Origin of the sequence: Paenibacillus tepidiphilus (assembly GCF_008635795.1) — a bacterium.
Taxonomy (GTDB): domain Bacteria; phylum Bacillota; class Bacilli; order Paenibacillales; family Paenibacillaceae; genus Paenibacillus_AQ; species Paenibacillus_AQ tepidiphilus.
Genome location: NZ_VWRQ01000014.1, coordinates 92,219 through 105,826, shown reverse-complemented (window position 1 = coordinate 105,826; position 13,608 = coordinate 92,219). Strand labels below are relative to the sequence as shown.

The following is a 13,608-nucleotide window of genomic DNA, read 5'->3' as shown; positions in this document are numbered from 1 at the left end:
CCTGACTGTATACTTTAAAATATACAAATCAGAGTATTTTCAAAGGACAGATTACCGAGGACAGGGGGTTCATACCATGCTGCTCACACCCGCATTAGACGGGGACAGCAGGACTCCGTACTACATCCAGCTGTATGAATATTTCAAACAAGAGATTGCCAGCGGTTCACTTGCCGCAGGCAGCCGCCTGCCCTCCATCCGGCTGCTCGCTTCCCAGCTCGGCATCAGCAGCACCCCGGTCGAGCTTGCCTACCAGCAGCTCTTATCAGAGGGCTTCATCATCAGCAGGCCGCGCAGCGGTTACATCGTAGAAGCTGTGCATCCGCCCGGCGGGCAGCCAGACCGCAGTTCCGGCACGCCGGAGCTTCCGGATCATCCGATTACCCCCCGTGACCCCAAGGCGTATACCTATGATTTTCATATGTCCAAGAATGACTTCACCTTGTTTCCGGCCCAAATCTGGCGCCGGCTCTATCAGGAGCAGCTCGGGAATCCCGACCTTCTCCAGTACGGTGATCCTCAGGGTGAACCCCAGCTGCGGGAGAGCATTGCTGCCCATCTGCGGCGTTTTCGGGGGCTGCGGTGCAGCGCCGGGCAGGTCATCGTCGGAGGAGACCAGCATAGCCTCTGCTCGCTGCTCTGTCTGATGCTGCAGGGACACTTCCGGCGGCTGGCGGCCGAAGACCCGGGGTATCATCTGCTCCCGGCGGCCTTCCGCCGCCATGGATACGACATCGCTCCGGTTCCGCTGCAGGCGGATGGGCTGGATGTGGAGCGGCTGTATACGAGCGGTGCGGAGCTGGTCTATGTCTCGCCCTCCCACCAGTTCCCCCGGGGAATGGCCATGCCGATAGCCAAGCGCCACGCGCTGCTGGAGTGGGCCCGCCGGGCCGGCGGTTATATTATCGAGGACGATTATGACGGGGAATTCCGTTACCACGGACGGCCGATCCCCGCTCTGCAGGGACTGGCGGAGAGCAGCCCGGTGATTTATATGTGCAGCTTCGCCCAATCGGTGGCACCCGCCCTGTGCGTTCATTATATGGTGCTGCCGCAGAAGCTGCTGCCGATGTATCACGGGCTGGCCCGTGAGCTGTACCTGGAGCATTCCGCTTCGCGGCTGAACCAGATTGCACTGCATTACTTCATGGAGCGGGGCCATTTCGAGCGGCATCTGCGGAGAACGCGGCTGCTGTACCGGCGCAAGCACGATCTGGCCTTGCGCAGCCTGCAGCAGTATTTCGGAGAAGAAGCGACGGTATCCGGCAAAGACGCAGGATTCCACCTGCTGCTCTCGCTGCGCCGTCCGGGCAGTGCGCGGCAGCTGACCGCAGTGGCAGCCCAGGCAGGCATCCGTGTCACTCCGATGTCGTATACCTGGTGGGACCGGCCCGGTAACGATGACCCGGAATTTGTACTGGGCTTCGGCGGGATAGCCGAGGAATTGATAGAGGAGGGGATTCGCCGGCTGGCGGAGGTGTGGAATTACGGTTACGGCAGCTAAGTCCGGTACTGCTATTTCTTTTTCCCGCTACTGTTTATGGGATAATAATCCAGATAGTGATATATCCCGCCACAAATTCATGGAGAGGTGAATTCAGATGACACTCCGCCATTATCTCGGATCGGACCGCCCGTTCCAGGCCGGCCATTTCGGTTATGTGTACACGTACAAAAGATACGGCGACATCCCTAAGTCAGCAGACCCGCAGGCGCTTCACAATATCATAGACCTGTCCCATTTGGATAATACGCTTGTTCAGGAATTTGAGTCGGAGCTTGATGCAGTGGGGCTGGAGATTACGGATATTTCCTCGCTGCCATGGCGTCAGCGGCTCGCTGTCTCCAAGCCGTATGTGTATGATCTATTTGGTGCCTTTGAACTGAGGCCGGAGCTGCAGGAGCAGGCTCCCCAGGCTTATGCAGCCGGTCTGAAATGTCTGGGCCTCTTATTCTCGCAGATTGACGAGCATTTGAGCGAAGGAGAAACGGTGGAGCTTTACTCCTGCTGGGACGGAGAAGAGGAGATGGGTGTCCGGTCCGAATGGACTCTCCACCTGCCTTCGTTCACACTCGGAGGCCCGTTCGCCCTGGCCGATAAGCAGTTGATCCGCGTAACCAAATAACGGAGCTTGCTGAATGCTGGTTGCCGGCTATTTACCGGCAGCCCCTGATCCGGCCGGGATGAACTCTGGCATTGCGCACGGTTCAGCTGTATTTCTTCAGCATCCCGGCCAATATCGCCTTCATTTCCTCCACCAGCTCGGGTGGTTCCTGTACCGTAGCCTCCTGGCAGAGGCCGATGACATACTGGGCAAAGAACCGCAGGTCCTTCCGGGCGATTCCCCCTTCCAGCCGGCCGTCTCCATGCTCTTCACGGATCAGCAGCCTGGCCGCCCATGGCTCCCCTTCACAGCGCTGTGCGCCTTCTGCCGTGAGCCTCACATGGAGCTTCAGCTCCGCTTGCCGGGGTCCACCGCTTAAATGGCCGCTGTCCTTCAATGTCTCCAGATGCACTCCGCTTAAATCCAGCGGCTGCGGGCTCTCCAGGCTGTCCATATATTCGGCCGAGACCATCCGGTCACAGCGGAACACCCGAATCCCTTCGCGCATAAAGCAATAGGCCGGACAATACCATAGCCCGCCCGATGCGTACAAGCCGATGGGCTGGATATTCCGCTTCGTCTCGCCGTCCTTGGACCGGTAGGTTACGCTTACCACCCGCGCGCCGGTGGCCGCTTCAAGCAGAATGGACAAGAAAGGGAACTCCGCCTGCCGGGCCGGAATGACGAAGTCGATCCGGTGCTTCATCCCGTCAATCCGGTCGCGGGTATCACCGGGCATGTAGTTATAAAATTTCTGCAGCGCGGATGAGGAGGCTTCCTTGAACGGAAGATACTGATAATGGCGCAGCGCATGGCTGGCAAAAAAGATTGCCACCGCCTCCTCTTCTGTAAAAGCAATCGGCGGCAGCACCCGCTCGTTCAGCACCTGATAGCCGCCATGCGGACCGACTTCAGAATATAGCGGCACGCCCAATTCACCAAGCTCCTGCAAATCACGGAGAATCGTCCGTGTTGAAACGCCAAATTCATCGGCCAGCTCCCTGACGGTGAATTTCCGTTTGCGGTTGACGGTCATCATGAGGTCGAGCAGCCGTTTTGACTTGGACATCTTGCTTCTTCCCTCCAGTTGGTATGCAGCCTAGCATAAAATAGTCTCAATAAAGATTAATAACCATGACAATAGTTGTCACTATTATAACCTACAATAGAGCTACAGCCCACCATAATGCATCACTTTCGGGCAAATCTATTATCAGGGAGGACAACACCATGTCCATTGAAGTTAATCCATATATTTTGCTGGAAGGCCAGGCCCGCGAGGCAATCACCTTCTATCAGGAGAGCCTCGGCGCCCGGCTCCTGTTCATCCAGACGGCAGGAGAAGTCCCTCAGCAGCCGGATGCGCCCAAAACGGCGGCGGAGCAGGCGCTGATCGCCCATTCTGTCCTGCGGATCGGTGACAGCACCGTCTTCGTTGCCGACCTGGAGCCGGGCCAGACCCTGCGTAAAGGCAACGCCATCAACATCTGCATCTCCACGGAGGATGCCGGCACTTCAGAGCAGCTGTTCAGCGCCCTGAAGGCGGACGGCGAAGTCGAGATTGAACTCGGACCTGCTTATTTCAGTCCGGCATACGGCATGCTGACCGACAAGTACGGCGTCACGTTCCAGATCTTCACCAAACGGCCGCGCTAATCAGGCGGGGACGGAAAACTGCAAAAAGGCCATGACTCCGCTGCTGCCTCGGGATCATGGCCTTTTTGTGCATCCAGAATTGCCTTGTTAAAGACACCTGTTTCAAGCGTAGCTCAGAAAGCGCTCTGACGCTTCAATATAATGCCCGCCACAAATAAAAAGTCGCATACGCCTCCCAGCCGCGCCAGCGTGCGGACATTTCCACCAGCTCGGCCGGGGTAGGCTTACGGTCCATGCCGGTGAGGAATTTGACCGCATTCTGCAGCCCGACGTCGCCGGCCGGAAAAGAGGTGGCGTCGCGCAGGCAGCGCATCCGCACATATTGCGAGGTCCAGGGACCGATGCCGCGGATCTGCAGCAGCCGCTGTTCGGCCGCAGCCGGCGAAGGCAGCGCCAGAAGCTCTTCGCGGCTGAGTGCCCCGGCGGCGATCAGATGAGCCACCTCAAGCACGGTCCGCGCTTTATTCCGGGTAAGCTGAAGTGCGCACAATTCCTCCATGCTCACCTCATGGAAGACTTCCGGCTCCGGGAAGCTGTAATAGGTGTGGCCCTGCCATTCCAGCGACTGCCCGTATTTGGCCGTGAGGCGCTCCTTCAGCCTGTAGGCAAAGGCCAGATTGACCTGCTGGCCGAGTATGGCCCAGCATAACGCTTCGAACAAATCGGGAATGCCGATAATCCGCAAGCCGTCGTTCGCCTGCAGCAGCGGCCCCAGCAGCTCATCCTCTGCCGCCAGCTTGTAAAAGGGCGCCAAATCGCGATCCAGATCAAACCACTCCACGATGTAGCGGGCTAGCCATGCCAGCCCTGCCTCGCCGGGCAGGCTGCCGTACAGAAGCGCTGCCCGGAGCCGCTGCGGCCGGTCTGCAGGCATGGTCAGCCGGATCAGCACCGCCTGGCCTTCCACAATAAACAGCCGCTCTACCCCTTCGGCATCCGAACGAAAGAGACACTCCAGCGGGGAGCGGTTCATATACTCAAGGCATGCCCCAAGCGCGAAATGGTCCGGCAGCGGCAGCTCAAAAAGCAAATCGTTCATGTCCGGCCGCCCCCACGTTCGTAATGCCTTCCAGCGCCAGAAGCTCCTGCTTCAGCTTCAGCCCGCCCCGGTATCCGGTCAAGGTCCCGTTGGCCCCAATGACACGATGGCAGGGAAGAATAACCGGAAGCGGGTTCTGCCCGTTAGCCGCCCCTACGGCCCGCACGGCCAGCGGTCTGCCGATCCGCACCGCCAGCTCCTTGTAGGTCACCACTTCGCCGTGCGCAATCCCCGAGAGCCCGCGCCACACCTCACATTGAAACGGCGTGCCCCATAAATCGAGCGGCAGGTCCCTGAAGCTGACCCGCTTGCCGCCGAAATACTCCTGCAGCAGCTCTATAGCACCGAAGCGCTCAAATACCGCCGCATCCTCCCGCAGCTTGCTGCCCGGGGCATAGGACCGCTGCCAGCCTTCCGGTAACCGCCCCTGATCCTGCTCGTAGGAGAGGCGGATCAGTCCACGGTCTGTAGCCCACAGGGTCCACTTCCTGTTCCCGAGGGTCAGAGTATGATGATAGATTGTTGTGTCAATCATGCCGGGTTCCTCCTTGTTTCTCCGCCCTATATTCTGTCGGCGTCAACCCGGTCTTCCGGGTAAACCATGCTGTAAAATGCGACGGCCCGGACACTCCGGTCTGCCGGGCAATTCCGGCAACCGGGGTCTGAGTTTCCGCCAGCAGCAGGCAAGCCTGTGCCAGCCGCAGCTCCTCCAGCCTGGCTGCGGGCGAGCGGCCCCGCACCTGCTTGTACGTGCGCTGCAGGTGGAAGGGGCTGACGTTCAGCTCCTCCGCCAGCAAGCGCAGCGTCAGCTTCTCGCCCATCCGCGCCTGCAGCAGCTCATCCGTCCGCGCTGCCAGCACCGCATCGGGACGGAGTGCCCCGCCTTCCTCCGGCTTGCATCTTTTACAGGGGCGGAAGCCCGCTGCTACCGCTTCTTCAAGTGAAGTGTAAAATGTAACGTTACAGGCCTTGGGCGTCCGCGCCCGGCAGGAAGGCCGACATACAATGCGCGTCGTCAGTACGCCGGTATAATACACGCCATCAAATGTGGGCTCACGCCGCACCACCGTATCATAGATACGCTCAAACGTCGCCTGGTCCATCTGCATCACCTCTTACCGCCAGTATAAACGAATACCCTGTCCGTATGCAGTCCTGCGGAATAGGAGCGCAAGATTACGACAGCGGGACAGTCCATGCCGGAATGCCGGAACCGGGTCTCACGCTGAGGCACGCATCATTCCCGCATCCAAATTCAGCATCTCCCTCTGTTTGCGGCTATTTCCCGAACCAGTATATAGAAGTTTGCGTAGAGTGCGGGCTAGCTGCGCCGGAAGTGCTATAATAATGAAATGGATTTATGACACTATGTACAGGAGTACGATTGCGATGCAGCCAAACTATGCCATGGACGATGCCGGGTGGGACAAGCTCGTTGCGGACGTGGCCTATCTTTTTGATGATCTGACCCTCAAGCGGGGGTTTCAATATTTCAAGCAGCAGCGGGTGCATGCCCCCAATATGTTTACGCCCGTAAAAATGATGGCGCTGGTCGAAGGCCGTGAGGACTATGCCGTGGTCCTGGAGCTGGACCACCTGTCCCAAAGCCGTTGTGACTGCCCAGTGCAGGGCCCCTGCAAGCATATAGCCGCAGCTCTCATGGCTTATGCCGAAATGCAGGAGCGCTCCGTACACCTGATCGCCAACGCCAAGGCGGTCCTGACCCGGGCCAAGGCTCCGGCCTTCACCCCTCCTTCCGCTGCCGGGGCCCGTGAGCTCCGGCAGGAGCGGCTGAACGAGCTTTCCGGCCGCATCGCCGCAGGCAGCGTGGAAGACTGGCGGGAGTGCCTGGCCCAGTTAACCGCTCCGCTTGCCCATACCGTGCGTAATCCGGCATACGTGCAAAGAGCGCTGGCGGCCGTATTCGAAGCGGCGCCGCAGCTCTCTCCCGCTTCGCAGCTGCTGTTCCAGCTTCATACCCGTTTATTCATCCTGGAGGGCTTGCTTCGGCCGGGTGGTCTGCATGCGGCAGGAGCCTCTTCTCCCCTCAGCTACTCGTCCTTGGGGTACTATACTTCACTCGCGGTTACCGAGCTGCAGGATTCGATAACCGGTATGATGGAGCAGCCTCTGCCGCTGGCGGAGGAGCCGGAAGCATGGCCGCGCCTGATGGACACGCTGGCTCTGCTGCGCCGGGAAATGCTGACCGAATCCCGTGACCGTTCGCGGGAGCAGCCTTATTTCTCCGTGTGCTACGACCTGCTGTGGCGCAGCTGGATGGCTACGCATGCCGATTCGCCGCAGCTGTATCTGGAGGAGCTGGATCAGCTCCGGGAAGCCGAAGGCCAGCTCGGCGCTTCACTGTCCCGTCACTCCCTGCTGCTGGCGGAAGCGCGGATGTATTACCTGCTGCACGATGACCGTGCGGCCTGGGGGCGCCTGGTCCAGGCCGCCGAGCGGCCCGGCATGTACCCCGCCGAGCTGATCAGCTTCCTCGCACCGCTGGCCGAAGCCGGAGATTGGCCGCGGCTGGTGGACTGGCTCGTAGAGATCGGACCGCTGTTCACCAGCCGGATCTACAATTTGCGCGGTTATGCGGCTTATTGGATGGATGCGCTCGGGCATGAACCGGAGGCCGAGGCCAGAATGTGGGACACGCTGGCCGGGATGCTGCCGCTCTCCAGAGAAATCTATGAGGATCTGCTGATGGAATACGGCAAATGGCGCGAGTGGATGGATTATCAGCTGGCCGCCGGCAAGCAGCCTGCCGATTTCCGGGTCAGCGACCTGGCGCCGATCGAGAAGAATGCCCCTGAGCTGCTGCTGCCGTTCTACCATCAGGCTGTCGAACGCCTTGTGCTGGAGAAGAACAGAAGCAGCTATAAACAAGCGGTGAAGCTGCTCAAACGGCTCGCCAAGCTGTACAAGAAGCTGAAGCGCACGCAACGCTGGGAAGAGTATCTGGAGCTGTTCACGGGCCGCCACAATAGGCTACGGGCGCTTCAGGAAGAACTGCGGAAAGGAAATCTGCTGCCATGAGCATGTATATACGCGATATTACTATCCAGCTTGCCCTGAGCGAATACGGCGATGCCCTGATTTATGCCGTCGACGAACGGAACGATTATGTTCCCGGGGTTGCTCTCAAGCACAAGCTGTTCTCCTGGCACGAAGCATCCTTCTACGGTACGGAGCTTACCCTGCAGAGCGCCGAGGGCGTCGATCTGGTGGTTCTCCCTGCCGAACAGGTCATTCCTTTCTTCGCCGCGCCGCAGCTGCTGCAGCATGTCGGCTGGCGCTGGCAGGGCGATGCCGCGCTGCTTGCCGCGCTCGCCCCGGTAACGGCGGAGCTGCTGGCTGCGAAGCATTACGCGCCCGGCCTTGCCGCCTTCCGCGAGGGCCAGCTGCAATGGAGCTGGGACCGCAAGGCGCTTGAAGCGGCAGCCGCGCTGCAGGAGGAAGCCGCCGAAGCGCTCCGGGCGATGCAGTCACGCCCCGGCTTCGCCAGAGGCTTGGCGTCCGCCTTCTCGGCGGCGGTCTTCCAGCGCTTTTACGGCACGGAGGCGGAATCCGCCGACCTGCGCCGCGAATTTCCGCTGCTGTTCAGCCGCAGCGGGGAATCGGCAGCCGGCATGGACGAAGAGAGCTGGCTGATGTCCATCGGGTGGAAGGCCGACACCGCGCCGTTCCGCCCCGTCCTGCAGCTGCAGGAGCCGGACGAGGATCGGCCCTTCTGGCGGCTGCAGCTGCTCTTGCAGGACAAGCGCGATGAAGCCGCGCTTGTTCCGGTCACGCTCGCGGCAAGCGGCGAGCCGTACGGGCGCTGGCCGGACGCGTGGTCGGCGGTCGTCCTCGACCGCGCGGACGGCTGGCTCTCGCGGCTGCGCGAGAGCCTGCCTGCGGGCCACGTCGGCTCGGGCGCCGATGTGCTGGCACAGCCGCTGGAGGGCGATGCCGCCTGGCGGTTCCTGACCGAAGACAGCCGGCGCCTGCTGGATGCCGGCTGGCAGGTGCTGCTGCCGGCCTGGTGGGAAGCGGCCCGGCGCCGCAAGCCGCGCCTGCGGGCCAAGCTCGGCGCCGGCGAAGGGACGCGCGGCGGCCGCTCGCTGTTCGGTCTGGATGCGCTGGTCGACTTCGACTGGCGCATCTCCATCGGCGATGCCGACCTCAGCGAGGCCGAGTTCGCGGAGCTGGCCGCGCGCGGGCAGCGGCTCGTGGAGTTCCGCGGCCAGTGGGTCGCGCTGGACCCGGCGCTGATGGCCCAGATCCAGCGGGCCATGGCCGGGATGGACAAGTCGCAGGGCTTGTCCTTCCAGGACATCCTGCAGCTGCACCTGCTGGGCGGCGGCGAAGAAGCCGCCGAAGAAGCGGCAGCGCAGCAGGCCGAAGAAGAGGCGGCCCGCATCCGCCTGGAGGTCGAGCTGAACGAGCATCTGCTCGGACTGATCGGGCAGCTGGGGCGGCAGGGCAAGCTGCCGCAGCTGCCGCCGCCCGCCGGACTGCGCGCCGAGCTGCGCAGCTATCAGCAGGAGGGCTTTGCCTGGCTCGCCTTCCTGCGCCGCCTGGGGCTTGGCGCATGTCTCGCCGACGACATGGGCCTCGGCAAGACGGTGCAGCTGATCTCTTATCTGCTGCACGTCAAGGAGCTGGAGAGCTCCGGAGAGCTGCGGCCGCAGACTGATCCGCCTGGCTGGCCGGCGCTGATTATCTGCCCGACCTCGGTGCTGGGCAACTGGCAGAAGGAGCTGCAGCGCTTCGCCCCTTCGCTGAACGTTATGCTGCATTACGGCAGCCGTCGGCTGGACGCCGGGTATTTCTACGGCGCCGCTTCGCAGGCCGATGTGGTGCTGACCTCCTACGCCACCGCCGCACTGGACCAGGAGCTGCTGAAGCAGTTCACCTGGTCGGCGATCTGCCTGGATGAGGCGCAGAATATCAAGAACGCCGGAACGAAGCAATCGGCAGCCGTCCGCAGCTTCCCGGCTCTGCACCGGATCGCCTTGACGGGGACGCCGATTGAGAATAAATTGTCGGAGCTATGGTCGATTTACGACTTTATCACTCCAGGCTACCTCGGCAGCGCCAAGGCCTTCCAGACCCGCTTCGCCAATGCCATTGAGAAGGAACGCGACCCGGAACGCACGGCAGACCTGCAGAAGCTGGTCAAGCCGTTCATGCTGCGCCGCAAGAAGAAGGACCCGGCCATTCAGCTCGATCTTCCGGACAAGAACGAGATGAAGACCTACGTCCACCTTACAGCGGAGCAGGCGGCCCTGTACGACCAGCATGTCAACGGGCTGCTGGAGCAGATGCAGAAGCTGGAGGGCATCGAGCGCAAGGGGGCGATCCTCGCCGCGCTGACGACCCTGAAGCAGCTCTGCGACCACCCGGCGCTGCTGACGAAGGATGCGCTTCCGGCTCCGGGAGACGCAGACCCGCAGAGCAACGCCGCCCTGGTCGAGCGTTCGGCGAAGCTTGAACGGCTGGTGGCCATGGTGCGTGAGCTCCGCGAGGAGAACGAGCGCTGCCTGATCTTCACGCAGTACATTGGCATGGGCAATATGCTTAAGGCTGTGCTGGAGCAGGAGCTGGACGAGCCGGTGCTCTATCTGAACGGCAGCACGGGTAAAAGCGCCCGCGACCGCATGATCGAGCGGTTCCAGACGCCCCTTCCGGCGGAGGGAACGCCGCCGGACCGCGAGCAGCCGAATGTGTTCATTCTCTCGCTGAAGGCAGGGGGCGTCGGCCTCAATCTGACGGCGGCCAACCATGTGTTCCATTACGACCGCTGGTGGAACCCGGCCGTCGAGAATCAGGCCACGGACCGCGCGTACCGCATGGGCCAGACCAAGGATGTGCAGGTGCATAAATTCATTTCGCTCGGGACGCTTGAAGAGCGTATTGATGAAATGCTGGAGAGCAAGCAGCAGCTCAGCGACGATGTCATCGCCGGCTCGGAGAACTGGATTACCGAGCTGTCCAATGATGCGCTGAAGGATCTGTTCACCCTGCGGCGGGATTTCAGTGCGTAGCGTGCACTCCCCGGCAGCATATCTTTAATAAAGAAGCCGATAATCCAATGCCTTCGCGCGGGATTATCGGCTTTTTCAGAGTCGGCTGAATTCCTGCTTCTAATCCTTCCACACCGCTCATGGTACCGCCTACCACCGCTCCGACATACGGAATGTAGCAGCTACCGTGTCTTCTCCGGCCAGTGAGCTGATCACAAGGGTGACCGGCTCTTCCTGGAGGTCATACAACTGCATCTGGGCGATCAGATTCTGCGCCACGCTCTGATAGGCGCCCGATATGCCTGAACCGAGGCCCTGGGTAATCACCCTGCCGCCGGTCACTGTTGTGCAGGTAAAGTTGACCTGCAGCGCTGTATCATTCAACGGGATGGCGGTGGTTGACGTCGGAAAGTTGACAAAAGTGCCATTGAGCGTTCCCCCGGCCACAATCATGTAGCGGATCGGGGTAGAGGCCAGAATGTCGAATCCGTCCGGGCGGATCTCGGCGGCAACGGCCTCGGGTACGGCCACCGCAGGATTCCTCCGGAAGCTGATCGCGGCGAAATTCGCAGTCGTCACTGCCATGTTGTCGCGGAATTCCGAGGTCATCCGGCTTACAGGGGTCCGCTGCAGCTCAACCGGAGTCCATACACCGGCGGCGTCGACAAGAAAGATCTGCACCTGCAGCTGCTCCTGGGAGGAAACCACATTAAATTGAAAGAAGGTCTGGGTGATATTATAAGTAAGACTCACCACTTCCCGGTAGTCGACCTCGAACAGTCCCTGGGCAAAAAGGATCTGAGAGCTGCTGTCATTATTTAGCCCGGTCAAATAAACTACCGCTTTGGCGGGTCCGTTGTTGGCTACTTTGACGACTGCCTGGCTGATGGCGGCCAGGCCTCCAGTGGGATGACTCGTCAAGGTGTTAGTGGTCAGAACAGGCAAGCATATCCCTCCTCTACTAAAGACAATTAATATATGATATGCATAATCAGTAGGAAGTTTCTGGATTAATAACGCTGCAGGTTTGCCAGAAAGTGCCTGATGTGCTAAACTCAATGTAACTTTTAGGAACGGAGGGTTGCCGTGTGGTAGATTTTATCCGGATTCGTACTTTAGGCTAATGCTTATGAATAGCGCTAAAGCTCTGCCCTGTGTGCAGAGGACTCAGGATAGGTCTGTCCATTAACTAGGCAACCCGCTCAAGCAGGATACGAACGGCCCCGCGGGGCCATGTTCGCCAATGCCTTATGGAATTGTATTCGCATTTCGATAAACAACGGTGATCTGCGGCGGCCACTTTCCGTGTACCGCCCGGTCTTTGCCGCGTGATTTCATGCGAATTGCCGGAAGCCGGTGCTTCACGCCCGGTCCGGTACCTCCTATTCTGCAGTCCTCATAAAATGGATGCCAGCACAGGCAGACGGCCCTGTGTTTTTTGTTGTGTCTAAGAACTTGAGGAGGTTCACCTGTATGGAACAAACATTAAGACAACCCGCAGTCATCGTCGGCGTACAGCTGCAAAACGACCTGCATTTCGACTACTCGATGGATGAGCTGCGCAATCTGGCTGCCGCGTGCAATCTGGAGGTGGTCGCCGAGCTGACCCAGAAGGCTGCCAAGATCAATTCCGCCCATTACATCGGCTCCGGCAAAATCGCCGAGCTCGCGCAGCTGGCGGAAACCGCCGAGGATGCGGTCATTATTTTCAATGATGAACTGACGCCTTCGCAGATCCGCAATCTGGAGTCATCCCTTGACCGTACGGTTATCGACCGGACGATTCTGATTCTGAATATTTTTGCCGAGCGTGCCCAAACCAAGGAAGCCCAGCTCCAGGTAGAGGTCGCCCGCCTGCAGTATATGCTGCCCCGGCTGAGCGGCATGCGCGAATCGCTGGGCCGGCAAGGCGGGGGCGCGGGGCTGAAGAACCGCGGCACCGGCGAAACGAAGCTGGAGCTCGACCGCAGAAGAATCGAAGAACGGATTTATGCGCTGCAGACCGAGCTGCAATCCATGGTCGCACGGCGGCAAATCCAGCGCAAGCAGCGGCATAAGAATGAAGTGCCGGTCATCTGTCTCGTCGGCTATACGAACAGCGGCAAATCCAGCCTCATGAATGTCATGATTGAGACCTATCATCCCGGCTCGGGCAAGCAGGTCTTTGCCAAGGATATGCTGTTCGCCACGCTGGAGACTTCAGTGCGCAGCATCCGGCTGCCGGACCAGAAGAGCTTTCTCTTGACCGACACCGTCGGCTTCGTCAGCCAGCTGCCCCATCATCTCGTGAAGGCCTTCCGTTCTACACTGGAGGAAGTGACCGAAGCGGACCTGCTGATTCATGTGGTCGATGTTTCTGACCCGCAGCATAAGCAGCATATGGAAGTGACCGAGGAGACCCTGAAGGCGCTCGGTGCCGAAGGAATCAAGACCATCTACGCTTATAACAAGGCGGACCTGACCGATCTGGCCTATCCCGACATCCAGAAGGATGCCATCTGGCTCTCCGCCAAGCAGGGCAAAGGGATTGAAGAGCTGACCGGCCTGATCCGCAAGGCTGTGTTCAACGATTACGTTCAGCGGGAAATTCTTGTACCCTATGACCGTGGTTCCGTGGTTTCCTACTTCAACGAGCATGCCAATGTGCTGGGCGTCAGCTATGAAGAGGAAGGCACGCGGCTGAAGCTGGAATGCCGGCTGGCCGATTACGAGCGGTTCCGGGATGATTTCGTGGATGTTACACTTGAAGACTAGCATATCTAAATAGAGCCGGCTTCCTGGTCCAGCGACCAGAAAG

Annotated in this window: 11 protein-coding genes; 6 read left to right on the top strand and 5 right to left on the bottom strand. The window is 60.0% G+C overall.

Annotation, left to right across the window (positions count from 1 at the left end):
• The first annotated feature begins 76 nt into the window (after positions 1-76).
• Together pdxR and F1379_RS18235 are read left to right on the top strand one after the other, a co-directional pair.
• Positions 77-1,504 carry a MocR-like pyridoxine biosynthesis transcription factor PdxR gene (gene pdxR / locus F1379_RS18240; RefSeq protein ID WP_150272426.1) on the top strand — a complete coding sequence of 476 codons (1,428 nt, stop codon included), beginning with the start codon at positions 77-79 and terminating at the stop codon, positions 1,502-1,504.
• A gap of 97 nt (positions 1,505-1,601) precedes the next feature.
• On the top strand, positions 1,602-2,126 hold the full coding sequence (locus F1379_RS18235; RefSeq protein ID WP_150272424.1) for a hypothetical protein: 525 nt from the start codon (positions 1,602-1,604) through the stop codon (positions 2,124-2,126).
• An 82-nt stretch (positions 2,127-2,208) separates the two neighbouring features.
• Here F1379_RS18235 and F1379_RS18230 read toward each other — a convergent pair whose 3' ends face one another.
• Positions 2,209-3,174, bottom strand: coding sequence for a helix-turn-helix transcriptional regulator (locus F1379_RS18230; protein WP_150272422.1), 966 nt, complete (start codon positions 3,172-3,174; stop codon positions 2,209-2,211).
• Between the two features lie 161 nt (positions 3,175-3,335).
• On the opposite strand from F1379_RS18230, the gene F1379_RS18225 reads away from it, so the two are divergent.
• Positions 3,336-3,761, top strand: a complete 426-nt coding sequence (locus F1379_RS18225; protein WP_150272420.1) for a VOC family protein — start codon at positions 3,336-3,338, stop codon at positions 3,759-3,761.
• Positions 3,762-3,894: 133 nt separating this feature from the next.
• Here F1379_RS18225 and F1379_RS18220 read toward each other — a convergent pair whose 3' ends face one another.
• The 3 genes from F1379_RS18220 to F1379_RS18210 are packed head-to-tail and all read right to left on the bottom strand — an operon-like array spanning position 3,895 to position 5,903.
• Positions 3,895-4,800: a DNA-3-methyladenine glycosylase family protein gene (locus tag F1379_RS18220; protein ID WP_150272418.1), complete on the bottom strand. Its 906-nt coding sequence runs from the start codon at positions 4,798-4,800 to the stop codon at positions 3,895-3,897.
• Entirely contained in the window at positions 4,781-5,335 is a 555-nt protein-coding gene (locus tag F1379_RS18215) for a methylated-DNA--[protein]-cysteine S-methyltransferase (RefSeq protein ID WP_150272416.1), read from the bottom strand. The genes F1379_RS18220 and F1379_RS18215 overlap by 20 nt, the downstream gene beginning before the upstream one ends.
• Positions 5,328-5,903, bottom strand: a complete 576-nt coding sequence (locus F1379_RS18210; protein WP_150272415.1) for an Ada metal-binding domain-containing protein — start codon at positions 5,901-5,903, stop codon at positions 5,328-5,330. Before F1379_RS18210 ends, F1379_RS18215 begins: the two co-directional genes overlap by 8 nt.
• Positions 5,904-6,189: 286 nt before the next feature.
• Here F1379_RS18210 and F1379_RS18205 point away from each other — a divergent pair, with 286 nt between their 5' ends.
• Positions 6,190-7,839: an SWIM zinc finger family protein gene (locus F1379_RS18205; protein WP_162551203.1), complete on the top strand. Its 1,650-nt coding sequence runs from the start codon at positions 6,190-6,192 to the stop codon at positions 7,837-7,839.
• Positions 7,836-10,832, top strand: coding sequence for a DEAD/DEAH box helicase (locus tag F1379_RS18200; RefSeq protein ID WP_150272412.1), 2,997 nt, complete (start codon positions 7,836-7,838; stop codon positions 10,830-10,832). Before F1379_RS18205 ends, F1379_RS18200 begins: the two co-directional genes overlap by 4 nt.
• 129 nt (positions 10,833-10,961) lie before the next feature.
• On the opposite strand, the gene F1379_RS18195 is transcribed toward F1379_RS18200, so the two are convergent.
• Positions 10,962-11,756, bottom strand: a complete 795-nt coding sequence (locus tag F1379_RS18195; protein ID WP_150272410.1) for a hypothetical protein — start codon at positions 11,754-11,756, stop codon at positions 10,962-10,964.
• A gap of 528 nt (positions 11,757-12,284) precedes the next feature.
• Between F1379_RS18195 and hflX the strand changes: the two genes are divergently transcribed.
• Positions 12,285-13,565 carry a GTPase HflX gene (hflX, locus tag F1379_RS18190; RefSeq protein WP_150272408.1) on the top strand — a complete coding sequence of 427 codons (1,281 nt, stop codon included), beginning with the start codon at positions 12,285-12,287 and terminating at the stop codon, positions 13,563-13,565.
• Positions 13,566-13,608 lie beyond the last annotated feature (43 nt).